22 protein-coding genes are annotated in these 23,128 nt (G+C 68.4%); 8 read left to right on the top strand and 14 right to left on the bottom strand.

Annotated elements, in window-relative coordinates; translation table 11 throughout:
* Nucleotides 1-23: 23 nt before the first annotated feature.
* From HNR51_RS17925 to HNR51_RS17890, 8 genes are all read right to left on the bottom strand, one after another.
* Complete coding sequence (locus HNR51_RS17925) at nt 24-1,373, bottom strand: putative porin (RefSeq protein WP_182555833.1); 1,350 nt, start codon at nt 1,371-1,373, stop codon at nt 24-26.
* 79 nt (nt 1,374-1,452) lie between these two features.
* A complete protein-coding gene (locus HNR51_RS17920; RefSeq protein WP_141952742.1) occupies nt 1,453-2,289 on the bottom strand; it encodes a glycine betaine ABC transporter substrate-binding protein in 837 nt (278 codons plus the stop codon).
* Nucleotides 2,290-2,340: 51 nt separating this feature from the next.
* A complete protein-coding gene (locus HNR51_RS17915) occupies nt 2,341-3,192 on the bottom strand; it encodes an ABC transporter permease (protein WP_141952740.1) in 852 nt (283 codons plus the stop codon).
* Entirely contained in the window at nt 3,108-4,448 is a 1,341-nt protein-coding gene (locus tag HNR51_RS17910) for a quaternary amine ABC transporter ATP-binding protein (protein WP_182555832.1), read from the bottom strand. The genes HNR51_RS17915 and HNR51_RS17910 overlap by 85 nt, the downstream gene beginning before the upstream one ends.
* Before the next feature lie 1,031 nt (nt 4,449-5,479).
* Nucleotides 5,480-5,719 carry an Lrp/AsnC ligand binding domain-containing protein gene (locus HNR51_RS17905; protein ID WP_141952736.1) on the bottom strand — a complete coding sequence of 80 codons (240 nt, stop codon included), beginning with the start codon at nt 5,717-5,719 and terminating at the stop codon, nt 5,480-5,482.
* Nucleotides 5,720-5,755: 36 nt separating this feature from the next.
* Nucleotides 5,756-7,081 carry a methyl-accepting chemotaxis protein gene (locus HNR51_RS17900; protein ID WP_182555831.1) on the bottom strand — a complete coding sequence of 442 codons (1,326 nt, stop codon included), beginning with the start codon at nt 7,079-7,081 and terminating at the stop codon, nt 5,756-5,758.
* 67 nt (nt 7,082-7,148) lie between these two features.
* Entirely contained in the window at nt 7,149-8,168 is a 1,020-nt protein-coding gene (locus HNR51_RS17895; protein ID WP_182555830.1) for a SphA family protein, read from the bottom strand.
* Nucleotides 8,169-8,271: 103 nt separating this feature from the next.
* The gene (locus HNR51_RS17890) at nt 8,272-8,727 is read right to left on the bottom strand and encodes a cupin domain-containing protein (protein WP_373325222.1); all 456 of its coding nucleotides are present in this window, start codon (nt 8,725-8,727) and stop codon (nt 8,272-8,274) included.
* 227 nt (nt 8,728-8,954) lie between these two features.
* On the opposite strand from HNR51_RS17890, the gene HNR51_RS17885 reads away from it, so the two are divergent.
* Nucleotides 8,955-9,980 (top strand): AraC family transcriptional regulator, encoded by a 1,026-nt coding sequence (locus HNR51_RS17885; protein WP_182555829.1) that lies wholly within the window; start codon nt 8,955-8,957, stop codon nt 9,978-9,980.
* A 76-nt stretch (nt 9,981-10,056) separates the two neighbouring features.
* Here the strand turns inward: HNR51_RS17885 and HNR51_RS17880 are convergent, their stop codons facing one another.
* The 5 genes from HNR51_RS17880 to HNR51_RS17860 all read right to left on the bottom strand — a co-directional run bounded on the left by HNR51_RS17880 (nt 10,057) and on the right by HNR51_RS17860 (nt 15,439).
* Nucleotides 10,057-11,592 (bottom strand): flavin-containing monooxygenase, encoded by a 1,536-nt coding sequence (locus tag HNR51_RS17880; RefSeq protein ID WP_182555828.1) that lies wholly within the window; start codon nt 11,590-11,592, stop codon nt 10,057-10,059.
* 358 nt (nt 11,593-11,950) lie between these two features.
* Entirely contained in the window at nt 11,951-12,793 is an 843-nt protein-coding gene (locus HNR51_RS17875) for an alpha/beta hydrolase (protein WP_182555827.1), read from the bottom strand.
* Nucleotides 12,794-12,833: 40 nt separating this feature from the next.
* Nucleotides 12,834-13,247, bottom strand: a complete 414-nt coding sequence (locus HNR51_RS17870) for a RidA family protein (protein WP_182555826.1) — start codon at nt 13,245-13,247, stop codon at nt 12,834-12,836.
* Between the two features lie 12 nt (nt 13,248-13,259).
* A complete protein-coding gene (locus HNR51_RS17865; RefSeq protein ID WP_182555825.1) occupies nt 13,260-13,757 on the bottom strand; it encodes an acyl-CoA thioesterase in 498 nt (165 codons plus the stop codon).
* Nucleotides 13,754-15,439, bottom strand: a complete 1,686-nt coding sequence (locus HNR51_RS17860; RefSeq protein WP_182555824.1) for a benzoate-CoA ligase family protein — start codon at nt 15,437-15,439, stop codon at nt 13,754-13,756. Before HNR51_RS17860 ends, HNR51_RS17865 begins: the two co-directional genes overlap by 4 nt.
* Nucleotides 15,440-15,595: 156 nt before the next feature.
* Here HNR51_RS17860 and HNR51_RS17855 point away from each other — a divergent pair, with 156 nt between their 5' ends.
* Entirely contained in the window at nt 15,596-17,986 is a 2,391-nt protein-coding gene (locus tag HNR51_RS17855; RefSeq protein WP_373325220.1) for a bifunctional salicylyl-CoA 5-hydroxylase/oxidoreductase, read from the top strand.
* An 86-nt stretch (nt 17,987-18,072) separates the two neighbouring features.
* The gene (locus tag HNR51_RS17850; RefSeq protein WP_373325221.1) at nt 18,073-18,582 is read left to right on the top strand and encodes a MarR family winged helix-turn-helix transcriptional regulator; all 510 of its coding nucleotides are present in this window, start codon (nt 18,073-18,075) and stop codon (nt 18,580-18,582) included.
* Between the two features lie 58 nt (nt 18,583-18,640).
* On the opposite strand, the gene HNR51_RS17845 is transcribed toward HNR51_RS17850, so the two are convergent.
* The gene (locus HNR51_RS17845; RefSeq protein WP_239681592.1) at nt 18,641-19,018 is read right to left on the bottom strand and encodes an acyl-CoA thioesterase; all 378 of its coding nucleotides are present in this window, start codon (nt 19,016-19,018) and stop codon (nt 18,641-18,643) included.
* A gap of 176 nt (nt 19,019-19,194) precedes the next feature.
* Between HNR51_RS17845 and attM the strand changes: the two genes are divergently transcribed.
* The 5 genes from attM to HNR51_RS17820 are packed head-to-tail and all read left to right on the top strand — an operon-like array spanning nt 19,195 to nt 22,861.
* The gene (gene attM, locus HNR51_RS17840) at nt 19,195-19,980 is read left to right on the top strand and encodes an AttM family quorum-quenching N-acyl homoserine lactonase (RefSeq protein ID WP_182555823.1); all 786 of its coding nucleotides are present in this window, start codon (nt 19,195-19,197) and stop codon (nt 19,978-19,980) included.
* A 22-nt stretch (nt 19,981-20,002) separates the two neighbouring features.
* On the top strand, nt 20,003-20,848 hold the full coding sequence (locus HNR51_RS17835; protein WP_182555822.1) for a fumarylacetoacetate hydrolase family protein: 846 nt from the start codon (nt 20,003-20,005) through the stop codon (nt 20,846-20,848).
* 1 nt (nt 20,849) lies between these two features.
* Nucleotides 20,850-21,632: an SDR family NAD(P)-dependent oxidoreductase gene (locus HNR51_RS17830; RefSeq protein WP_182555821.1), complete on the top strand. Its 783-nt coding sequence runs from the start codon at nt 20,850-20,852 to the stop codon at nt 21,630-21,632.
* 21 nt (nt 21,633-21,653) lie between these two features.
* Nucleotides 21,654-22,085: a cupin domain-containing protein gene (locus HNR51_RS17825; RefSeq protein ID WP_141952713.1), complete on the top strand. Its 432-nt coding sequence runs from the start codon at nt 21,654-21,656 to the stop codon at nt 22,083-22,085.
* 2 nt (nt 22,086-22,087) lie between these two features.
* On the top strand, nt 22,088-22,861 hold the full coding sequence (locus HNR51_RS17820; RefSeq protein WP_182555820.1) for an SDR family NAD(P)-dependent oxidoreductase: 774 nt from the start codon (nt 22,088-22,090) through the stop codon (nt 22,859-22,861).
* The last annotated feature ends 267 nt before the right edge of the window (nt 22,862-23,128 follow it).

Raw genomic sequence — 23,128 nt, 5'->3', positions numbered from 1 at the left:
CCGTGTGGTGTCGCGGAAAGCGCTTAGAAGTAATAGCCGATATTCATGATGAACCGCGACTTCCAGCGGTTCTCGCCGCCCTGGGCGAGGCCGTTGTTGAACTCGCCGGCGCCGACATAGGGGTCGTTCCGGCCGATGGCGGCCTCGGTGTAGATGATCAGGTTCGGGTCGGCGGTCAGGGTCCAGGCCCCGCCGAGGGTGAAGCGCTCGCTGTTCTGGAAGGTCGCCTTGTCCTTGTAGAAGGCGCTGTAGCCGACGAAGGGCACCACCGTGAACGGGCCGATCGGATCGGGAACCTTGTAGGTCACCTCCGCCGAGACGAAGTTGCCGCGCGCCGCGAGATTGTACGAGAAGTCGAAGCCGCCGACCGTGACGAGGTCGTTGCGGAAGGGGTTTCTCGGATCGATGTCCTGGCGGACGTAGATCGCCTTGAAGCCCCAGGGGCCGTAGGTGCCCAGCGCGTGCAGGCCCTCGAGCTGCTTGGTGCCGGTCTGGCGCGTGTCGAAATTGTAGATGTCCGAGTGCCAGATCGAGGCACCGAAGGCGAGCGAGGCGGCATCGTTCTTCAGGACGAAGTATTCAGCCCGGCCGATGAACATGTTCTGCTCGGCGTTGTTGGTGCCGAAGGTCACGTAGGGATCGGCGCGGACGATGTTGGTCGAGTAGCGCGCGCTGTCCGGGCTCAGGCCGAAAGCCTGGGGGTTGGCGCCCGGATAGAACCCGACCTGATAGTTGAAGTCCGGCTCGACATGCGAGAATTTGACGCCGAAATTGTACACTTCCTCCAAGCCCATGGTGAAGCCGAGGGTTTCGAGGAAGCTCGTTCCGAAATAGGGCGTCAGGCCGAACGGGGATTGATTGAGGCCGAAGGTGAGGCTGTCCTCGGGGGTGAACTTGTAGCCGACATAGGCCCACATCGGGAAATTGACCTCGCCCGGATGGCCGCGATAGCCGTTGCGCGGGCCGTAGATCGAGCTGCCGCCGTAGAACCGGTACTGCGCCGAGCCGAAGATCGTGTCGGAATCGTAGGTGGCCTTGAGCGCGAGCGTGTCGAAATCGAAGTTCTCCCGCGCCTTGCGCACGCCGCCGCGGCTGGCATCGTCGAAGCGCCAGTCGTAGCGGGCGCGGATGGCGCCGCCGAAGGTGAAGGTCCCTGTGTCGGTCTTGCCCTTCGGCGGGGCCAGATCGAAATTGCCGAGGGGGTCGGGGTAGTATCGGGGATCGGGGACGGCGACGGGCTGCTCACGGTTGACCTGACTGGGCTCGGCATTGACCTCGACCGTGCCCTGATCCTGCGCCGCGGCCGTGGCCGGGCACAGCATCACCCCCGCGGCACAGGCCATCAGGGCCGCCGCCAAACCGTTCGCCGTCATGTCCCGCAACCCCTTCTCCTGACGTCCCGAGCCGCCTTCCGAGCTGTTTTTCGTCGGTCCTATGTCTCGGCCGGCGCCATCACTTCAGCCAGCCATCGACGGTGGCGCGGTTCTGCGCGATCCACTTCGCGGCGGTCTCTTCCGGCTTGGCGCCCTTCTCCTCGTTCTCCGCCATCACGGCTTCTTCGTCCTTGATGGTGAGCTTGAACTTCTGGAGGACGCCGTAGACTTCGGGCATGTCCTCCTTGAGCCCCTTGCGGGCCAGCGTGTTCACGCTCTCGGCCTCACCAAAGCTCTTCTTGGGGTCGGCGAGGTATTTCAGGTCGTAGCGCGCGAACATCCAGTGCGGCGTCCAGGCGGTGACGACGACGTCCTTCTTCTGCCGGATCGCGTCCTTGAGCGCGCTGGTCATCGTGGCGTCGCTGCCGTCGAGCAGCTTGACCTTGAGGCCGTAGGCCTTGATCGCCGCCTCGGAGCTCTTCATCACGCCGGCGCCGGGATCGATGCCGATCACCTTGCCGTCGACCTCGGACGCCTTGGTCGCCAGATCCTCGATCGAGGTGAGCGGCGAGGAGGCGGGCACCGCCCAGCCGATCCTGGCCCCCGTGACGTTCGGGCCGATCAGGTCGATGCGGTTCTTGAGTTTCTCGTAATAGGCGCCCTGCGTGACGGGGAGCCAGGCGGCAACGCTCGCATCCGCATCGCCCGTCGCCACCGCCTGCCACATGGCGGCCGCCGCGAGCGGGATCGTCTTGACCTGATAACCCTTCTCCTCAAGGGCGAGCTTGAGGATGTTGGTCGCCACCACGGCGTCGGCCCACTCCACATAGGCGATCCGAACCGACTTGCCCGCCGCTGCGGCCGGCGTCTGGATCAGCGCAAGACAGGCCATCGCCCCAAATATCGGTGCGCGCATGGAGTGAACCTTTCGGTCTGGTTGGAGGGTGGTTCCGGGCTTGATCGGAGGTCAGGCCGCACCATGCGGACGGGCGCGGGCGGCGAGGGCCTGGGTCACGCGGTCGAGGATGACCGCCACGATGACGATGCCGATGCCCGCCTCGAAGCCGGCGCCCGCCTCCAGCCGCTGGATCGACTGCCAGACCGCGCGGCCGAGGCCTCCGGCACCGATCATCGCCGCGATGACGACCATGGAGAGGGCGAGCATCATGGTCTGGTTGACGCCGGCCATGATGGTCGGGAGCGCCAGCGGCAATTGCACCTTGAACAGCTTCTGGGCTGCCGAGCCGCCGAAGGCGTCGGAGGCCTCCACGAGTTCGCCCGGCACGTTGCGGATGCCGAGGGCGGTCAGCCGGATGACCGGCGGCACCGAAAAGACGATCGTCGCGAAGCAGGCCGAGACGGCGCCGAGCCCGAAGAAGGGGAGCGCCGGGATCAGGTAGACGAAGCTCGGCAGCGTCTGCATCATGTCGAGCACCGGCGAGAAGGTCCGCCACGCCCGCCGGCTGAGCGCGAACCAGATGCCCACGGGCACGCCGATCACCAGCGCCGCGGCGGTGGCGATGCTGACGAGGACCAGCGTCTCGACCGTCGCCTGCCAGAGCCGGAGGTTCCACAGGAACAGCAGGCCGAACAGCGTCAGGAGCCCGATCTTGCGGCCGCCGACCCGGTAGGCGGCGAGCGCCGCGAGGGCGATGCAGATCCAGGGCGGCACCGCGACGAGGGCGGTGGTCAGCGTCTCGATCCAGTCGGAGACGACGCGGCTGACGGCCCGGGTCAGCCAACTGCCATGCTCGGTGAGCCAGTCGAGGCCGTTGTCGCTGAGCGTGTCGAGGGGGAATTTGGGGACGTTCCACTCCATGTCGGGGCTCCTGACGGCTTCGAGAGGATGGGGGCGCCGGCCTTCGGCTGGCCGTGCGTGCCCGGGCGCGCGGCGAGCGCCTGCACGACGCTGCGGCTCGTGACGGCGCCGATCAGGCGTCCGTCCCGGCCCACGACCGCCACGCTCTCATGGGCGGCGACCGTCGCGAGGAGGGTGTCGAGGCGGCTCTCCGCCGGGACGACGGGCAGCCCGAGATCGAGCAGGCCGGCGAGGGTCTCGGACGGCCGGGCAGAGGCGAGCCGGTCGGCGAAGAGGCGGCCGACCAGCCGGCCGTCTCCATCGGCGACGAGCCAGGAACCGCCACTTGCCCCGCCGCTTGCGCCGCCATTCGTCCCACCCAGGGCCGTGCGCGCCTCGGCCACCGTCTGCGTGGGGGCGAGCACGGGCGCGGAGCGATCCGCGACCTGCTCCGCCCGCAGCACCGCGGCGAGGTCGATATGCTCGACGAAGCGCTCGACATAGTCGGTCGCGGGACGGGCGACGATCTCCTCGGGCTGCCCGATCTGGACCACCTCGCCATCCTTCATCAGCACGATGCGGCCGCCCAGCGCGACGGCCTCGTCGAGATCGTGCGAGACGAAGACGATGGTCTTCTTGAGCTTGCGCTGCAGCTCGCGCAGCTCCGCCTGCATGTCGCGGCGGATCAGGGGATCGAGGGCGCTGAAGGCCTCGTCCATGAGCAGGATGTCCGCATCCGCCGCGAGCGCCCGCGCGAGACCCGCCCGCTGCTGCATGCCGCCCGACAGCTCGCTGGGATACTTCGTCTCCCAGCCCTTCAGCCCGACGAGTTCGATGGCCTGCATCGAGCGCTCGACCCGCTCCCGGGCCGAGACTTGTTTGATTTCAAGGCCGAACCCGACATTCCCGAGGATGGTGCGGTTGGGCAGCAGGGCGAAATGCTGGAAGACCATGCCGAAGGTCTTCTGGCGGAAGGCGAGCAGGTCCTTGCGGCCGAGCCGGGTCACGTCCACCCCGTCCACGACGATCCGGCCGCAGGACGGCTCGACGAGCCGGTTCATGCAGCGCAGGAGCGTGGACTTGCCGGAGCCGGACAGGCCCATCAGGACGAGGATCTCCCCCTCTTCGATGTCGAAGGAGATGTCGCGCAATCCGACGATGGCGCCGCAGGCTGCCGCGATGTCGCTCTTGCGCTTTCCCTGTTCAACGAGACCGAGCGCCGTCGCGGAGTTCGAGCCGAAGATCTTGCTGATACCTTCAAGACTGATCCGGCCCATGGGACAATACCTCTCGACAGGGGTCGATGCTGTCCGAGATGGGATATTTTTATTGTTTTATCTGGGACAATGAAAGATTATGGTCCGGCCTGCCGCGCAGCTTGTCCCGCAGCGACGCTTTATTGGCGCCGGCCGACGTTCCGGCACTTTAACGCGTTCCTTTCCCATCTATGTTACGTTGTGATGCGATTTCGAGCAAACGTGTCCAAAAATATTGCAGTCTATTGGTGCATCTTAGGCATTTTGATCTGAGCGGCCGGCTTTGATCCGGGCTGCCGTGAAGGGGCGGCGGCGGGCGGGTGAGCGAATGCCGAGCCTGGAAGCCGCTCACGCTGACGTCGTGCCGGCCTATGGCTGGCATAGACCGGCTGCGAAGAGAGCGGCCCTTTCGAGCATGAGGCAGACGAAGGCGGCGGTGTGCAGGTCGTCCAGCGTGCTGGCATATCGCTCGTCGTCTTCAACGAGCCGTCGGAAGCCGGTGGCCCAGGCAAGGGCCTGCCTCATCAAAATCCACCGGGTGTGTCCAGACTCTGAGGGAGCCAGGGCCGAGCGCGCTCGTCGCCTTCGCGGCCGCGACCGAGGAGGATCTTGGGGGGGGCGGCCGCATCGTTCCGGCACGAGCCTTGACCGCCTTCGACGCGGCGCTTCAGGATCGCGTCACCGGGGCTGAGGCACGGCTGCGGCTGCTCGATCGGGCCATTGAGCGAACCCGACAGTTGATTTGAGCGCGGCAACCGGCGGGATCGCGCGCAACGAGCCGGATACCGATCCCGTGCGGATCCACAGCGGCTCCTGGGAAAATTCGCTTCCAAGAAACTCAAGTTCATCCAAGTATTTCAGAATCTAAAAATTATTTAACAATCAGCCTATGGCATGATTACGTATAAAATATAGTCTTATGTCTCCCATTTGATGGTCTTCGCCATGAATCCGGCGAATGATCTGGCGCAGCTCGCACCGGACAATCTTTCCGCCACGCGATTGTCGTCAGGCTTTTCCCTCGGTTCGGTTCCTGAGCGAGTGCGACCGTGTCAGAGGAACGCCTTGAAAGCGATGATCGTCTCGGAATCCTTGACGCCCTTGAGGTTCAGGAGGAACTCGTTGACGAACAGCCCGATATCGATGTCGTTGTCGACATGGAACTTCGCCATGATATCGAATCTGCCTGCGGTCGAGTAGATTTCCGATGCGAGATTCATGGAGAGAAGGTTGTCGGAGACCTCGTAGGTTTTGCCGATCTCGCACTTGATCTGCACGAAGAACGTCTTCATCCGTGTCTCGCCCCGTCGGTCCACTGGTCTGCGATTTTAAGCGCGTCTCAGGTTCTGCGCAAAGGCATCCACGTTCTCGCGCAGCGCGTCGGCCGTGGCTTTGAGCTTTCCCGTCCAGAGCGTGAGATCGTCGGCCATGCTGACGCCGCGCGCGGCCGAGGTCGCGATGCTCTCGGCCTCGTGATGCGCACGCCGCGTGGCGGTCGAAGCGCCGAGGACGGCGTCCGCGATCTGCTGCGCGTCCTGCGTCTGCTGGCGCACCGCCGCGGCGAGCCCTTGCGAAATGTCATCCAGAACGTTCATCGTGCCGCGGATCCCGGCGAGTTCGCCGCCGGTGGATTGCGCCGCGTGATCGACATCGCCGATGAGGCGCTCGATCCGGGTGGTGGCCGCCGCGGTCTCGTCCGCCAGCGACTTGACCTCGGCGGCAACGATCGCGAAGCCACGGCCCGCCTCGCCGGCGCGCGCCGCCTCGATCGTGGCGTTGAGGGCGAGCAGGTTGGTCTGTCGCGCGATGCCGCCGATCAGGGTGCTGATCGTCGAAATCTCGGACAGCGCTTTCCGCAGGCTATCCATCGACCGGTCCGCCTTCGCGATCTGATCGAGGGTTTCTGTGGCCGCGGCGGATCCGCGTTCGCTGATGACGCCGATCTCCCGGTTCGAGGTGGCGATGCGATCGGCAGCCTCGGCGGCGACACCGACCGTCGAGGCCGCGGCTTCGAGGGCGTGGGCGACCGTTTCGGTGGCGGTCTCGGTCGTTCCCGCCGTGGCCCTCAGGCCGGTCGAGAAATCCGAAAGCGCCGACGCCGTCTCTTGGACCGTGGCGCTGACGCCGTCCATGCTGCTTCCGAAGACGGCGAGATCCCGCGTCAGGCTCTCGTAGCGGAGCCGCGCGCGTGCCTGCGCCGCCTCGTGATGCGCGGTGATGGTCGAGGCGAGATCGAAGGCGAGGAGTTGCGCGACCAGAACGCCCTGCTCGGCGACGGCACGAGAGCCGACGGGACTGCGCCGCGCCAGAGACGTGAGGCAGGCGCACAGGAGGGTATTGGCCGCGATCGCACGGGCGCGCGCGTCGAGGCCGCGTTCCGCTTCCCACTGGGCCAGTTCGGCGGATCGCTGAGCGTAGGCCGCGTCGACCTTGCCTGACAGAAGCATCCCGAAATGCGTCCGAAGGCGCGTTGTGATCTCCGCGCCGTGACGTTCGAAGATCGGGCCGACATTCGGCATGCGCCCTGATGCTTCGACATTTGACGCCACGGCCTGATCGATGACGGCGCCGAGGCGCGTCGCGAGGAGAGCGGCCTGAATCAGACGGTCCGGCGTCAGTCCGTAGAGCGACAGGCGGGGGGCGAACTCGGACATGGCGTCTCCTTGGAAGAACGCGAAGCATCCGACCGGTGGATCGGATGCTTCGCGGCGTCGCAATCATTCAGTTGAAGTGGCCAACCCAGCGCATGGTGTAGCGCTGGCCCTCCGGACGATTTTGAGCGCCGAACTCGTAATAGGCGTTGAAGAACAGGAAGTTGTCCTTGTTCAGGGCCCAGAGCGCGCCCGGGCCGAGGGCGAAGACGCGCTCGCGCCGGCCCGGAACCGCGACGCCGTTGGCGAGCGTATCGCTGATCTGCTGCAGCCAGTAGCCGTTGACGCCGAGCTTCAGCTCCTTCGTCACGCTGTACTCGCTGGCGAAGTTGGCATGCAGGGCTTGGCCGGCCTGGGTCGAGAACACGGTCGGGCCGAAGCCGACATTCGGGCGGTCGTTGCTCGCGTTCCAGAGGTAATGGAAGCGCGCGGAGACGGTCCAGTCCGGCGTCAGGAACAGGGTGCCGGCGACGTAGGGGTTGAACGAGAAGTAGTTCGAGCCCGGAGTGACCGCCGCGGTGGGGTCGTAGCGGCCGGTGGGCAGGATCATCTGCGCCTCGAAGCGGCCGAGGAAGACCGGTCCCTTCTCGCCCATGATCGGATCGAACTGGATGAAAGGCCCGATCAGGAGGTCGCCGAAGCCCTGCTGGGCCTTCAGGGCGGCCCCGTTGAGGCCGTCATCGGTGCTGGAATAGGGGATCGCCGGGAGGATGATGTCGAGGCCGAGCGCGCCCGGTCCGACCTTCACCGGCGAGACGTAGAGGAGCTGCGTCAGGCTCGCCAGCACGCTGACGTCCTGGCGCGGCAGGCCGAGGCTGCGACCGCGGTTGTCGGTCAGGCGTCCCGCCGAATAGACCTGAAGATACTGGGTCGGATACCAGCCGGGGCCGGAGGGCGGCGCGCCGTCGAGGAAGCTGGTGAAGCCGAGGTTCAAGTTCGGCAGGTCGTAGGCCCGGGCCGGTTCCGCGGCGCCGAGGAGAGCCGCCAGCGTTGTTGAGGCCCCCGCCGCGCGCCGCCGCACCCGTCCGCTCAGATATCGCCGAAGGATGCCGCGGATCGTCCGCCGTGTCGCATCTGTTTTTCTCGCCATGATCGACCCCCTTGCTGTGAGCACATGTCGTCTGATGTGCGCGGGCCCTCCGCCGGCCCGCGCGTTGTTCGGCTCGTGATCTCGTGATGGGTTTGAGGCGCCGTCAGGCGCCCGGCACGGAGCCCGGCGGCAGGAAATCGACCTCGCAGGTCGCGGAGCGGCGCACGACTTCTTCCGGATCCTGAAGATCGTGCAGGAGGTCGAACAGCTCCTTCAGCTTCCGCGCCGGGCTGACCCAGAAGATCGCCCGATTGGGCTTGTCGGTGCGGTTGTAATAGCCGTGCGGCTTGCCCTTGGGCATGCAGACGAGGTCGCCGGCCTTCGCCTGGAGCCACTGCCCGTCGAGATAAAGGTCGAAGACCCCCTCCAGCACGTAGATGAACTCGTCCTGGGTCGGATGGATGTGCGGCGGCACGAAGGTTCCGGGCGGGTCGAGCGTCTCGAAGGAGAAGGCGCTGTCGCAGTTCGCCTTGAACCAATAGGTATGACCGAGAACGTTCCACACCGTCCCATCGACGCCTTCGCCAGCTCTGGTAATGCCTGCCGGAAGCGGTCCGATTTCGCTCATGATCTGCTCTCCATGCTGAGTTTTTGAACAGAATGACTTGTTGTTGTGCGGCGATCGTTCGGATAAATACTCTAATCTTGAGTTTGTGCCGGCTATCCGATTGACGTAACCTCTATCCACATCGCGCGAGAAAGAGATCCTTCTTGCACAAGAGCCCTTGTGTAGACTTCGGTGCCACAGGCACCATCCGGTCATGGGCCTGGACGACTGAAAGGACCATGAGCGACGATCCTCCGATCAAGCCGCCGGAGACGGGCCGCCCCTTGACCCGGTACGCCCTGGTCGAGACCCGCGACCCGGATGCGGCACGCGAACGGATCGGGCAGATCTTCTGCCCGCACCGGCTGGTGCCGGTCGGTGCCGACGCGGCTGCCCTGTTCGATGCCCGCCATCACACCGCGGCGTTCGGCAACCTGACCATCAACTACGTCGCCTACGGCGCCCGGGTCGAAATCGATCCCGGTCATCTCGACCGGTTCTTCCTGCTCCAGATCCCGCTCGCGGGCTCGGCGCTCGTCGAGAACGGTCCGTACACGACCCTCGCCGACCTCGACCGGGCGACCCTCCTCTCGCCGACGCGGCCGACTCGGATGGTGTGGGAGGCGGGCTGCGAGAAGCTCATCGTCCGCGTGCCGCGCGAACTCTTGGAGGAGCACCTCGTCCGCATCCTCGACCGGATTCCACGGCCCTTCGGCTACGACCCGGCCATCGATCTGCGGCTGCCCCGCGGCGCGGCGATCCTGTCGCAGGCCAAGCTCCTCATGCATCTCGCGGAAAGCCGGGAGCCAAGCGGTCCGGCCTTCGATGCCGCGGACCGCGAATTGGCCTCCGGGCTGGTCACGCTGCTCGTCGGCCACATGCTGGAACTCGGGGAGGAGCGCGACGCCCTTTTCCGGCCGCAGCGTGTCTCCGTAGCTCCCGGCCATGTCCGCCGGGCGGAGGAGTATATCCGTGCCCATCTCGACAGCGCCCTGACCCTGCCGCACCTCGCCGAGAAGGCCGGCAGCAGCATGCGCTCGCTGCAGGAGGGCTTCCGGCAGTTCCGCGAGAGCACGATCTCGGACTTCATCCTGGCCCAGCGACTCGACCGCTGGCGCGCCCTGATCCTCGCCTCCGATGCCGAGGCGACGGTCGGCGATCTCGCGCTCTCCGTCGGGCTCAACCATCTCGGCCGAGCCGCGGCGGCCTATCGCGAGCGCTTCGGCGAGGCGCCGTCCCAGACCCTGCGCAACCGTCATCGCTGAGCCGGATCGGCCGGAGGACCCTTGCGGGCCCTCGGTCGAAGACGAGGATGGGGCGGGAATGGGCCTCGCCCCGGCATCAGGCGGCGCGCGAGGCCTCGACGGCCCGCTGGCCAGCGGATTTGGCGGCCGCCACCGCCTGGTAGGCGGGCGCCTTGGCCAGAAGCTTGGCGTAGATCGGCGGGCGCAGCGGCAGGAACAGGGCGGTGAGCGGGTTCGCCTCGCGGGTCGGCACGCCGATATCGCCCAGGAGTCCGCTGAAATGGTGGTTGTGGTACGGCGCAATGCAGAGACCGCCGTAATTTTGCGCGGCCGGCCGTTCGCCCCGCCGCCATGCCAGGGAGCGGGCGATGCCGGCCTCCATCTGCGCCCGGTTCGGCTGGCGGGCGAGCTGGCCGTCCATGTAGCGCACCAGCCAGTTCGCTCCGAGTTCGGCGGAGAGGTTGGTGGCGAAGCTGGAATTGAAGCCGACGAAGCCGAGATCGGGCAGATCCGGGTTCACGATCATCCGGTAGAGCTTGTACTGGCCGTCCGTGTCGACGAGCTTGGCGCGGTCTTGGTCGTTCAGGATCGGGATCTCCTGGCGCCAGCCGGTGGCCATCACCACGAGGTCGGCGGGGATGCGCTCGCCGCCGGTGAGCAGGGCGTCCGTCCCCTCGTAGGAGGCGATCGTGCCCTGGATCGCGGTGATCTTGCCCTCGGTCACCATCTTGTAGAAGCCCGGCGTCTCGACCGCGAGGTTGCAGTGGATGTCGTCCTCGATCCGGGTCTTGGGCTTCAAGCCGTTCTTCTTGAGCTTGAACTGCGTCTTCAGCAGCGTCTCCAGCGCGCGCCAGTTCGCCCAGATCAGCGGCGTGGCCAGCGCCTGCACCGCACGCCGCACCGGGCCGGCATTGAAGGGCAGGAACATCGATTCCGCCACGCGGCAGTAGAGGATGTTCTTGAAGTTGATCAGGCCGCCGAAGAAGTACGGGATCTTCCAGGTCGGTTCGAGATAGACGAGGGTGACCGCCCGCGCGCCGTGCTTGACCGCGCTGACGGCGACATCGGTCGCCGATTTCGAGTAGCCCAGCACCACCACGCGCTTGCCGCGCACCGATTCGGCGTCGGTGTGCTCGCTGGAATGCAGGATCGCGCCGCCCGCCGCGTGGAACGCCTCGGCCCCGGGATGGACGGGCTTGTTCTTCTGGCTGAACTGGCCGGTGCAGATCGCGACGAAATCGTAGGTTTCGACGCTCGCCGCCCCGTCGGCGCCCGCCGTGGTCACCTCCCAGCCCTGGCCCGCGCGCTTCGTGAGGGCAGTGACCGAGCGGCCGAACCGGATCAGCGGCAAAAGGCCGAAGCGCTCGGCGTAGCTGCGCAGATAGGCGAAGACCTGGGCGCCCGCGGGCCATTCCGGGTAGTCCTTCGGCATCGGCATCTCGCTGAAGGCGTAGATGTCCCGCGGCGTCTGGGTCTTCACGTCCGGGTAGGAGCGCGACGGCTCCCAGACGCCGCCGAGATCCGGTCCACGCTCGATCACCGTCACGCGGTGGCCGCGCTCGCGGAACGCCTTGGCGGCGGCGAGCCCGCTGATTCCCGAGCCGATGACACAGACGTTGCGTTGCGTGACCATGCTCCGACACCCCTCTCCATGGACGCCCCGTGCGGGGCGTGCGGAATCCGTGCAGGAAATGTCATGCGAGCCGGCCAGCAGAGCTATCCTGAACGCGTTCCGACTATCCGCATTGCGCAGCAATGTGAGGAAAACACCAATATTGTCGTGATTTTCGACGCATCCGCGCGGTTGCGTCGATCGCGCGCCGCACGATGACCTGTGCGGATGCAAGATATTGAGCAGGTTGCTTGCGGTGTAGGCAGGGTTTGCTCGCATCACGACTTCAAGAAAGGACCGCATGACGCGAAAACCCGGTCCGCAGGGCGGGCCGGGTGCTTCGTTGACTGAGAAACAGGAACCGAGACGCGCCGCGGCGTCAGCAGGCGGCGGCCACCGCGCGCGCGAGCGTCCCGCCCACCTCGCTCAGGCTGAGAGCGATGTCGAAATGGTTGTAGCCGGGCATGGCGATCCGGCGCGCGGCGTGCCCGGCGCCGGTCCAGGCGTCCGTGAAGGCGGAGGTCTGCGCCTTGAAGGCGTCGCTCTCCAGGCCGCCGACGGAGGACAGGAGCAGGCTCTCCGATCGCCGGGGGATCAGGTGGAGCGGGCTGTTGCGGCGGGCGGCGGCCGCGTCGAGCCCCATCCAGCCGTTGATGTGGGTGTGGCGCAGGGGTTCCAGATCCATCAGGCCGGACAGCAGCAGCGCGGTGGCCACCGCGTCTTCGGGAAGATCGAAGCCGGCGTGCCAGCCCTCGGCCAGCAGCATGCCGCCGAGATGACCGCCGGCCGAGGAGCCGCCGATATGGAGGCGGCGAGCGTCGAGCCCGTAGCGGCCGGCATTGGCGTGGAGCCACGCGAGCGCCGCGCGGGTCTGGCGCACGATCTCGTCGAGGTGGATCGCCGGGGCGAGCCCGTAATTCATCACCGCCACCGAGACGCCGTTCGGCACGAGGCCGAGCGCCGGGAAGGCGTTGTCGTCCTTCGACAGGGCGCGCCAGTAGCCGCCGTGGATCCAGAGGAAGAGCGGGCTGCCGCGGCCGGCGGGATAGAGGTCGAGGGTCTGGCCCGAGGCCGGATCGTAGGCGAGGTCCGCCACCCGCTCCAGGCTCGACACCGCCCGCGTGCTCGCCGCGACGTAGCGCGCGTACTCGGCCTCGAAGCTCGGGACGCTGGCGCGGGCGTTGTATTCGCGGTCCAGCCGGTCGCGCTCGGCGGGCGTCATCGTCCGGCTCCGGGGCTCATGCCGGGTTTCATGCCGATTTTCATGCCGGGACCACCGCGGTCGCCTCGATCTCGACCAGCGCCGACGGCTCGACCAGACGCACCACCTGCACGAGCGCCATGGCCGGGAAATGCGGGCCGAACACGTCGCGGTAGATGCCGCCGAGGTCGCGCCGGGCGTCGAGGTAGGCGTCCATGTCGGTGACGTACCATGTCAGCCGCACGAGGTGGTGCGGCTCGGCGCCGGCCTCGGCCAGGATCGCCCGGATGTTGCGCAGCGCCTGATGCACCTGCGCGACGAGGCCCTCGGGGAAGTGTTCCTGCGCATCCCAGCCGACGACGCCGCCGGTGACCACGAGGCGGCCGCTGGCGGCCATGCCGTTGGCGTAGCCGCGGGGCACCGGCCAGCCGGCGGGTTGCAGCACCTCGGCGCCGGGACGGAGGGCTTCGGTCATCGTGCTCAAGGGTCAGGTCTCCCCGATCGGGTCTTGGTGGCAGGCGTCGCGGTAGCGCTCCGCCGCCGCTCGCAGGTCTTCAGGCAGCGGGATGGCGCAGCGTTGGCTGAGGTCGGTGGTGACGATGACGAGGCGGGCGGCAAGCACCGGCTCATCGCCGCGAAAGCCTGTGAGGCCGAGGTCGAGCGCGGCGCCCCCGACCCGCACGACCCGAACGAAGACGTCGAGGCGGTCGTCCCAGAAGCCGGGCCGCAGGAAGTCGGCCTCCGCGCGGGCATAGCCGAGACCGATGCCGCGGGTCTGGTGGAAGCCGCGATAATCGAGGCCGAGCGCCTGCCCGAACCAGTCCTCCACCACGCCGTTCAGGAGGTCGAACCAGCGCGGGAAGTAGACGATCCCGGCCGGATCGCAGTGCGAGAAGCGCACGCGCACCGGCGCCCCGAACAGGCCGGCCTGATCCACCCGGACGGGCGGGGCCGCGCGTGAGGATGCCTGCGCCGGGGCGTTCACGCCGATACCGCCACGGCCGAGGCGACCGACGCCTCTTCCGCCTCCGCCGCGTCCCGCTCGGCTTCGGCGACGGCGCGCAGCCGCAGTTCGAAGCGTTGGATCTTGCCCGAGGCCGTCTTCGGCAGGTCCGCGACGAACGCGATGGCGCGCGGATACTTGTAGGGGGCGATCTCGGCCTTCACGAAATCCTGCAGCGCCTTGGCGAGGCCGGCATCCGCCCGCAGACCGGGGTCGGCGACGACATAGGCCTTGACGATGGTGCCGCGGGCGGGATCGGGGGCGCCGACGACGCCGCATTCGAGCACGGCCGGATGGCGCAGCAGCGCGGCCTCCACCTCCGGCCCGGAGATGTTGTAGCCGGAGGCGACGATCATGTCGTCGCAGCGCGCCTGATACCAGAAGTAGCCGTCCTCATCCATGAGGTAGCTGTCGCCGGGATAGTTCCAGCCGTCGATCACGTACTTGGCTTGGCGCGGATCGGCGAGGTAGCGGCAGCCGGTCGGGCCGCGCACGGCGAGACGTCCGATCGTGCCGGGCGGCAGCTCGTGGCCGTGCTCGTCCACCACCCGCGCCTCGTAGCCAGGCACCGGCCGGCCGGTGGCGCCGGGGCGCACCTCCTCCTCCGGCGAGGCGAGGTAGATGTGCAGCATCTCGGTGCCGCCGATGCCGTCGAGCAGGGTCAAGCCGGTCGCCGCCTTCCAGGCCTCGAAGGTGGCGCGGCTGAGGGACTCGCCCGCCGAGATGCAGCGGCGCAGCGACGAGAGATCGAAACCGGCGAGCTTGGCCAGCATGGCCCGATAGGCGGTCGGCGCGGTGAAGCAGACCGTGGCGCGCTCACGCCCGATCGCCAGTGCGAGATCCTCGGGACCGGCCCGTTCCAGCACCACCGCGGAGCCGCCGACGCGCATCGGGAACAGGATGATCGCGAGCCCGAAGGTGAAGGCGAAGGGAGCCGAGCCGATGAAGCGGTCTTCCGGCCCGGCCCGGACCACGTGGCGGGCATAGGTGTCGCAGATCGCCAGCAGGTCGCGGTGGAAGTGCATCGCCCCCTTCGGCTCGCCGGTGGTGCCGGAGGTGAAGGCGATGAGGCAGACATCGTCGGCGGCGGTATCGGCGGCGGTGAAGACTGGGCTTTCCCGCGCCATCAGCGCTTCGAGCGGATCCGGCCCGCCGCCCCAGTACACCACCCGCTCCAGGTCCGGCGCGTGGGCGCGGGCGCCCTCCATCTCCTCGGCGAGGCGGTGGTCGCATAGCGCGAGGCGGATCTGCGCCTTGTTGAGCGGGTAGGCGATCTCCCGCGCCCGCAGCAGCGGCATGGTCGCCACCACGACGCCCCCCGCCTTCAGCACCGCGAGATAGGCGGCCACCATCATCGGCGTGTTGCCCGAGCGCAGCAGAACCCGGTTGCCGGGCTTGAGCCCGAGCTGGTTCACCAGCACGTTGGCGATGCGGTTCACCCGCTCGAAGAGCTGCCGGTAGGTCAGCGATTCGTGCTCGCCGATCAGGCAGAGGGCGTGGCCGCGCCCCTCCGCGATCCAGCGGTCCAGGAGCGGTGTCACGCAGTTCAGGCGGCGCGGATAGCGCAGCTCCGGGAGCGCGAAGATCAGGTCGGGCCAAGCGTCGCGCGCGGGCAGCGAGTCGCGGGCGAAGGTGTCGACGGGCTCGGCGGCGGGCTTGGACATTGCATCCACGATGAGGCCCTCACGTTCGGTTCCGGGCGGACGCCTTTGTTCGCCGGAATGATTTAGGCTTAAAACATCTTGCCGGTTTCCGCAAGATGTTTTAAGCGTGAAGCATATTGCGGGCCGATCGGCGCGCGGACGGCTTCGGAGGGTGCGATGGGGGAGTTCACCGACGGGATCGCCGGCAGGGACGCGCGCGCCGCCCTGCGCATCGCGGTGGTCGGGGCCGGCCCCGCGGGCCTGTACCTCGCGATCCTGGTCAAGAAGCGCTTCCCGGACGCGGTCATCACCGTCTACGAGCGCAACCGCCCCGACGACACCTTCGGATTCGGCGTGGTGTTCTCCGATGCCACCCTCGACATCTTCGAGCGCTACGACGCCGAGAGCTACGCCCGCATCACCCAGGAATTCGCCTATTGGGACGACATCGCCATCCACGTGAAGGGCGAGGTCCACCGCATCGGCGGCAACGGCTTCTGCGGCTGCGCCCGCTCGACCCTGCTCACCATCCTGCAGGAGCGTGCCCGCTCGCTCGGCGTCGCGATGGTGTTCCAGACCGAGGCCGACGCGGAGGCGTTCGACGACCACGACCTCGTCGTGGTGGCCGACGGGATCAACAGCGCCTACCGCCAGCGCCACGCGGAGCATTTCGGCACGACGGTGGATCTGCGGCCGAACCGCTTCGCCTGGATGGGCTCGACCCGGCCGCTCGACGCCTTCACCTTCCTGTTCCGGGAAACGGAATGGGGGCCTTTCATCGCCCACGCCTACCAGTACGAGCGCGACCGCTCGACCTGGGTGTTCGAGACCGATCCCGACACCTTCGAGCGCGCGGGACTCGCGCAGCTCGACGAGGCGGGCTCGGCCGCCCTGATGAAGCGGATCTTCGCCGACTTCCTCGGCGATCATCCGGTGCTCACCAACCGCTCGATCTGGCGGCAATTCCCGATGATCCGCAATGCCCGCTGGGTGCGCGGCAACCGGGTGCTGCTGGGGGACGCCAAGGCCACCGCCCATTTCTCGATCGGCTCGGGCACCAAGCTCGCCATGGAGGACGCCATCGCGCTCTACGAGGCGCTGGTGACCGAGGCCGAGGTTCCGGCGGCACTCGCCCAGTTCGAGCGCGGCCGGCGCGAGGAAGTCGAGAAGACCCAGCACGCGGCCGACGTCTCCCTCGTCTGGTTCGAGCACGTGGCCCGCTACCTCGATTTCGAGCCGGTGCAGTTCGCCTTCGGGGCGATGACCCGCGCCAAGGCGATCACCTACGACAACCTGCGCCTGCGCGCCCCGGACTTCGTCGCCCGGATGGACCGCGTCTTCGCCGAGGGCGTGCGCCGGGCCGGCTTCGACGTCTCCCTCGACCGGCCCGCCGCGCCGATGTTCCAGCCGCTGCGTTTACGCGAGATGGTGGTCCCGAACCGGGTCGCGATGTCGCCGATGTGCATGTACTCGGCGCAGGAGGGCGTGCCCGGCGACTGGCATCTCGTCCATTACGGCGCGCGGGCGATCGGCGGCCCCGGCCTGATGTTCACCGAGATGACCTGCGTCTCGCGCGACGCCCGCATCACGCCGGGCTGCGCCGGTCTCTACACCGACGCGCAGGAGATGGCCTGGACCCGCATCGTGGATTTCGTGCACGCCAATTCCGGCACGAAGTTCTGCCTGCAGCTCGGCCATGCCGGGCGCAAGGGCGCGACCAAGCTGATGTGGGAGGGCATCGACCGGCCGCTCGCGGAGGGCGGCTGGGAGGTGATGTCGGCCTCGCCCCTTCCGTACTATCCCGACAGCACCGTGCCGCGGGCGATGGACCGCGCCGACATGGCGGCGGTGACCGCCGACTTCGTCGCCGCCACCGAGCGCGCCGCGCGGGCGGGCTTCGACATGCTGGAACTGCACTGCGCCCACGGCTACCTGCTGGCGAGCTTCCTCTCGCCGCTCACCAACCGGCGCACCGATGCGTACGGCGGCAGCCTCGAGAACCGCCTGCGCTTCCCCCTCGAAGTCTTCGCGGCGATGCGGGCGGCCTGGCCCCCGCACAAACCGATGTCGGTGCGCGTCTCGGCGACCGACTGGGCCGAGGGCGGCCTGACGCCGGAGGATTCGGTGGCGATCGCGGGCGCGTTCCGCGAGGCGGGGGTCGATCTCGTCGATGTCTCCACCGGCCAGACCGTGAGCGCCGCGCGCCCGCTCTACGGGCGGATGTTCCAGACGCCCTTCGCTGAGCGCATCCGCAACGAGGCGGGCACCGCGACGATGTGCGTGGGCAACATCACGACGCCGGACCAGATCAACACGATCCTGGCGGCGGGGCGAGCCGACATCGTGGCGCTCGGGCGCCCGCACCTCGCCGATCCCGGCTTCACCCTGCGGGCGGCCGCCTGGTACGGGGCGGACGGGATCCACTGCCCGCCGCAATACGCGCCGGGCAAGGACCAGATCTTCCGCAATTCGGTCCGCGAGCGGGCCGATTTCGAAGACCTCAAGCTGCGTGGACGTCCGAAGACCCGGGCCGAGCTGCGGTTGCCGGCTGCGCAGGACGCATCGTGAGGGCCGGCGCGGCGGCCCGCGTTTGCGTTGTGCCGCGAAATCGGGCTGATGACCGCGGGGGCGCGGGCAGGGCCGGGATCGTGGCATTGGGTGAGACGGGGGAAGGCGGTCTGCCGGTGGAGGCCGAAGGGCGGGATAAGCGCACGGCGGTCCGCGCGTGGCTGCGCCTTCTCACCTGCACCACGCTGATCGAGAACGAGATCCGCTCGCGCCTGCGCGAGCAGTTCGATTTCACGCTGCCGCGCTTCGACCTGCTCGCCCAGCTCGACAAGGCCGAGGACGGGCTGGTGCTCGGCGAGGCGTCGAAGCTCCTGATGGTCTCGGCCGGCAACGTGACGGCGGTGGTCGAGAAGCTCCTGGCCAGCGGCTACATCACCCGCCAGCCCTCGCCGACGGACCGGCGGGTCCAGATCATCCGCCTCACGCATGCGGGCCGCGCCGCCTTCCGCACCATGGCGGAGGCGCACAATGCCTGGATCGAAGAGCTGTTCGCCGGCCTCTCGGACGGTGAGATCGCGGCGCTGACGGACGGCCTCGCCCGGCTCAAGCGCTCGGCGCAAGCCGGGGTCGAGCCCCGCCGCCGAACCCGCGCGTAACGGGTTCCGGAAAGGGCGAGCCCTTTGGCGGGGTGTCAGGGCAGCGCCCTGACGCCGCTCACGGCACCGGCCGCGGCCGCCCCGCGTCATCGAGCGCCACCGAGACGAACAGCGCCTCCACGACGCGCCGCCGCTCTCCCCCCGCGGGCGCGGCGGCGAAGCCTTCGAGCCGCAGCCGCATCGAGCTGCGGCCGACCGCCTCGACCTGCCCGAAAACCGAGAATTCCTCGCCGACCTTGAGCGCCGCGACGAAGCGCAGGTTCTCCACCGCGACCGTGGTGCAGGGCCCTTGCGAGCGCCGCATCCCGAGGAGCCCGGCGGCCTTGTCGAGTTCGGCCATGATCCAGCCGCCGAACACGCCGCCGTTGAGGTTGGCATCCGACGGCAGGGTCAGGGTGCGCAGGAGCGGCAGGGCCGCCTCGGATGTCTCGCTCATCAGTCTTGCCTCCCGGCGCGGCACCTGTCCGCGGCCGGGCTCAAGCTATGTCGGCGCCCATGGCTGCACAAGCTTGAAGCTTGAAATTTATCTTGACAGGCCGCTGTTCGATCGCCTGAATGGGATAAATTTGAAGTTTGAAGCAAAAGCCGCGGGGCGGGACGGCGGGAGGAACGATGTCGGACATCCAACTCCATTTCTTCCAGACCGGCAGCCTCGGCTGCCGCCGTCAGGACATCTACATGAACCAGGGTCTCGGCGAGCCGTTCGAGATCCCGGTGCCCTGGTATCTCGTCGCGCATCCGCGCGGGCACGTGGTGATCGATGGCGGCTTTCCCGCGATCTGCGCCACCGATCCGCACGGGCATTGGGGACCGGTCGCGCAGGTGTTCGAACCCCGCGTCGCGCCGGGGCAGGACTGTGCCGCGCAGGTCAGAGCAGCGGGCTTCGACCCGGCTGACGTGCGCACCGTGCTGCTGTCGCACCTGCACCTCGACCATACGGGCGCGATCGGCGTGTTTCCGAACGCCCGGCACGTCGTGCAGCGCGCCGCGCTCGATTACGCGCTGGCGCCCGACTGGTTCTGCGCCGCCGCCTTCGTCCGGGCCGATTTCGACCGGCCCGGTCTCGACTGGTGCCTGCTCGACGAGGCGTGGGGCGACTTCTTCGATCTGTACGGCGACGGGGCGATCACCTGCCTCCGCTCCCCCGGCCACACGGTTGGGCACCAATCCTTCCTCGTGCGCACGGCTCGGGGCGCCACGCTGCTGGCGATCGATGCCGCCGACACGATGGACCATTGGGAGGACCGGGCGCTGCCGGGCGCCGTCACCTCGGTGACCGAGGCGGTGCGCTCCGTCGCCAAGCTGCGCGCGGTCGCCGCGCGGGCGCAGGCCCGCGTGGTGCCGGGGCACGATCCCGTCCTGTGGCCGACGCTCGCTCAAAGCCCCGCCTTCTACTGACACGTTACCTCGGAGACACGGCATGAAGCTGCTGCGATACGGAGAGCCCGGCGCCGAGCGCCCCGGCCTCCTCGATGCCGAGGGCGGCATCCGCGACCTGCGGGACCACGTGGCCGACATCGCCGGCCCATTCCTGTCCGACGCGAGCCTCGCCCGCCTGCGCGCCCTCGATCCCGAGAGCCTGCCCCTCGTGCGCGGCACGCCCCGGATCGGTCCTTGCGTCGGCGCGATCGGAAAGTTCGTCTGCGTCGGCCTGAACTACGCCGACCACGCCGCGGAGACCGGCAAGCCCGCGCCGGACGAGCCGGTGCTGTTCATGAAGGCCACCAGCGCGGTCTGCGGCCCCGACGACGCGGTCGAGATTCCGCGCAATTCCGAGAAGACCGATTGGGAGGTCGAGCTCGGCGTGGTGATCGGTCGCCGCGCCAAGCACGTCGCACGGGCCGAGGCGCTGGATTTCGTCGCCGGCTACTGCGTGGTCAACGACGTGTCCGAGCGCGCCTTCCAGTCCGAGCGCGGCGGGCAATGGACCAAGGGCAAGAGCGCCGACACCTTCGGCCCGCTCGGCCCCTGGCTGGTGACGCGGGACGAGGTGCCCGATCCGCAGACGCTCGGACTCTGGCTCGACGTGGACGGGGTCCGCCGCCAGACCGGGACCACCGCGCGGATGATCTTCGGGGTCGCCGAGCTCGTCAGCTACATCAGCGGGTTCATGACGCTCCATCCCGGCGACGTCATCGCCACCGGAACGCCGCCGGGCGTCGGCCTCGGCCAGAAGCCGCCGGTCTTCCTGCGGGCCGGCCAGACCATGCGGCTCGGCATCGACGGGCTCGGCGAGCAGCGCCAGGCCGTGGTCCAGGGGGCGTGAGATGAGCGCGTTCGCCGACCTCAGGGACAAGGCCGCCATCGTCACCGGCGGCAGCCGCGGCCAGGGCGCGGCGCAGGCCCGCCTCCTGGCGCAGTCCGGCGTCGCTGTCACGATCTGCGACGTGCTGGCCGAGCAGGGCGAAGCCTATGCCGCGGAGCTGCGCGCCGAGGGCCTGGAGGCACGCTTCCAAGCCGCCGACATCACCCGGGCGGAGGAGTGGGACAGGCTCGTCGCGGGCGCCCTCGACTGGCGCTCCCGTCTCGACATCCTCGTCAACAATGCCGGCATCATCAACCGCACCGGCATGGCGGCGACCGACCTCGCCGCCTGGAACCGGGTGCTCGCGGTCAATCTCACCGGCGCCTTCCTCGGCATCCGCGCGGTCGCGCCCGCGATGCGCAGGGCCGGCGGCAGCATCGTCAACATCGCCTCGAACGCGGCCTTCTCGGGCCATGCCGATCCCGCCTACACCGCCAGCAAATGGGGCCTCCGCGGGCTCACCAAGACCGCTGCGATGGAACTCGCGGGTGATCGCATCCGCGTCAACGCCGTCTGCCCCGGGCTCGTCGTGACCGGCCTGAACGCCGGCTCGCCGCATCTCGCCCCGATGATCGGCCTGACGCCGATGGGCCGGCCGGGCGAGCCCGACGAGGTCGCCCGCCTCGTCCGCTTCCTGGTGAGCGACGAGGCGAGCTTCATCACCGGGGAGGATTTCGTGATCGACGGCGGCTTCACCGCCGGCGCCGCCTATCGCCGCGTCGCCGTCGAGACCGGCCTGCTGTGACCGACTGAAGGGGAAGAGACCATGACCGAGACGCTGAAGCCCATCGTCACCCGCGCCGGCGAGGAGGACACCCGCACCGGCCAGTCCGGGGGCGCCGTGCGCGTCTCCGGCGTCAGCCCGCAGCACACCCCGGCGACGCGGATCTGGTACGGCAAGGTCAGCAACGAACCGGGCTACCGCTCGCTGCCGCACCACCACGGCGAGGCCGAGACCGGAGGCTACGTGCTGCGGGGCAAGGCGCGGATCTATTTCGGGCCGGGTTACGCCGAGTACATCGACATGAGCGAGGGCGACTTCGTGTTCGTGCCGCCCTTCATGCCCCATGTCGAGGCGAACATGAGCGCGGAGGACGACCTCGTCTGGCTCACCGCGCGCACGCCGGAAAACATCGTCGTCAACCTCGACGACGTGCCGGATGCGAGCCTGTCCGGCTACGTCCGGACGGGAGCCTGACCGTGTCGGAGGCCGGCCCGATCCGGTCCGCGATCCATCATGCCGTCGTCACGGGCGGCGCCCGCGGCATCGGCCGCGCCGTCGCCGAACGCCTCGTCCGCGACGGCGCCGTGGTGACGATCCTCGGCCGCAATGCCGAGGCCCTCGACCGGGCGATCGCCGAGGGCGCCGCCCATCACGCGATTCCCGTCGATGTGACGGACGGGCCGGCGGTCGCGGCGGCCTTCGCGAACATCGCCGAGCGCGCGCCCATCGACATCCTCGTAGCCAATGCGGGAGCCGCGGAATCCGCCCCCTTCGGCCGCAGCGAGCCCGCCCTGTTCCAGCGGATGCTCGACGTGAACCTGTTCGGCACCGTCCACGCCGCGCAGGCGGTGCTTCCGGGCATGACGGCGAGAGGGTTCGGCCGGATCGTCGCCATCGCCTCGATGGCCGGCCAGAAAGGCTACCCTTACGTCTCCGCCTACTGCGCGGCCAAGCACGCGGTGGTCGGCCTCGTCCGGTCGCTCGCGCAGGAGACCGCCCGCAGCGGCGTCACCGTCAATGCGGTCTGTCCCGGCTTCACCGACACCGACATCGTCGGCGACAGCCTGGAACGGATCATGGCGACGACCGGCCGGGACCGTGCCGCGGCGCTCGCCTCGCTCGTGCGCCACAACCCGCAGGGCCGCTTGGTTCAACCGGACGAAGTCGCCGATGCCGTCGCGTGGCTGTGCGGCGCGGCGGCGCGTTCCATCACCGGACAAGCGATCCCGGTGGCCGGCGGAGAGACATAAGTGAAGCCCCGACCCTGAACGAATGAGGCGCTTACTCCCTCGACAACGCCGCTGTCAGATCCTCGTCCGATGCATCGCCTCGAAGACGTGACTTATGGACGGACCTTTAGCGGGCGAGGGCATTTCCGGCTCATTGGTCCGGCCTTCTGCCGGTTTCACGGACACCCGGTTTCGGTGTGATGATGAAACCGGAGGTACAGGATGCAGCGTCGCAAGTTCGGACGTGGGTTTAAGGTTGAGGCGGTTCGACGACCCGGAAAACCACGC

Source organism: Methylorubrum thiocyanatum, from assembly GCA_014138645.1.
Lineage (GTDB): Bacteria > Pseudomonadota > Alphaproteobacteria > Rhizobiales > Beijerinckiaceae > Methylobacterium > Methylobacterium thiocyanatum.
Note: the sequence above shows the minus strand (reverse complement) of the source record. Positions and strands in the feature narration are given on the sequence as shown.

Bases quoted from the DNA above. Each gene is read 5' to 3' on its own strand.
- HNR51_RS17855 (WP_373325220.1), top strand. From the start codon at position 15,596: ATGGGGGAGTTCACCGACGGGATCGCCGGCAGGGACGCGCGCGCCGCC.
- HNR51_RS17915 (WP_141952740.1), bottom strand. From the start codon at position 3,192: ATGGAGTGGAACGTCCCCAAATTCCCCCTCGACACGCTCAGCGACAAC.
- HNR51_RS17845 (WP_239681592.1), bottom strand. From the start codon at position 19,018: ATGAGCGAGACATCCGAGGCGGCCCTGCCGCTCCTGCGCACCCTGACC.
- HNR51_RS17900 (WP_182555831.1), bottom strand. From the start codon at position 7,081: ATGTCCGAGTTCGCCCCCCGCCTGTCGCTCTACGGACTGACGCCGGAC.
- HNR51_RS17875 (WP_182555827.1), bottom strand. From the start codon at position 12,793: ATGACGCCCGCCGAGCGCGACCGGCTGGACCGCGAATACAACGCCCGC.
- HNR51_RS17880 (WP_182555828.1), bottom strand. From the start codon at position 11,592: ATGGTCACGCAACGCAACGTCTGTGTCATCGGCTCGGGAATCAGCGGG.
- HNR51_RS17885 (WP_182555829.1), top strand. From the start codon at position 8,955: ATGAGCGACGATCCTCCGATCAAGCCGCCGGAGACGGGCCGCCCCTTG.
- HNR51_RS17835 (WP_182555822.1), top strand. From the start codon at position 20,003: ATGAAGCTGCTGCGATACGGAGAGCCCGGCGCCGAGCGCCCCGGCCTC.
- HNR51_RS17825 (WP_141952713.1), top strand. From the start codon at position 21,654: ATGACCGAGACGCTGAAGCCCATCGTCACCCGCGCCGGCGAGGAGGAC.
- HNR51_RS17895 (WP_182555830.1), bottom strand. From the start codon at position 8,168: ATGGCGAGAAAAACAGATGCGACACGGCGGACGATCCGCGGCATCCTT.
- HNR51_RS17830 (WP_182555821.1), top strand. From the start codon at position 20,850: ATGAGCGCGTTCGCCGACCTCAGGGACAAGGCCGCCATCGTCACCGGC.
- HNR51_RS17920 (WP_141952742.1), bottom strand. From the start codon at position 2,289: ATGCGCGCACCGATATTTGGGGCGATGGCCTGTCTTGCGCTGATCCAG.
- attM (WP_182555823.1), top strand. From the start codon at position 19,195: ATGTCGGACATCCAACTCCATTTCTTCCAGACCGGCAGCCTCGGCTGC.
- HNR51_RS17860 (WP_182555824.1), bottom strand. From the start codon at position 15,439: ATGTCCAAGCCCGCCGCCGAGCCCGTCGACACCTTCGCCCGCGACTCG.
- HNR51_RS17870 (WP_182555826.1), bottom strand. From the start codon at position 13,247: ATGACCGAAGCCCTCCGTCCCGGCGCCGAGGTGCTGCAACCCGCCGGC.
- HNR51_RS17910 (WP_182555832.1), bottom strand. From the start codon at position 4,448: ATGGGCCGGATCAGTCTTGAAGGTATCAGCAAGATCTTCGGCTCGAAC.
- HNR51_RS17905 (WP_141952736.1), bottom strand. From the start codon at position 5,719: ATGAAGACGTTCTTCGTGCAGATCAAGTGCGAGATCGGCAAAACCTAC.
- HNR51_RS17925 (WP_182555833.1), bottom strand. From the start codon at position 1,373: ATGACGGCGAACGGTTTGGCGGCGGCCCTGATGGCCTGTGCCGCGGGG.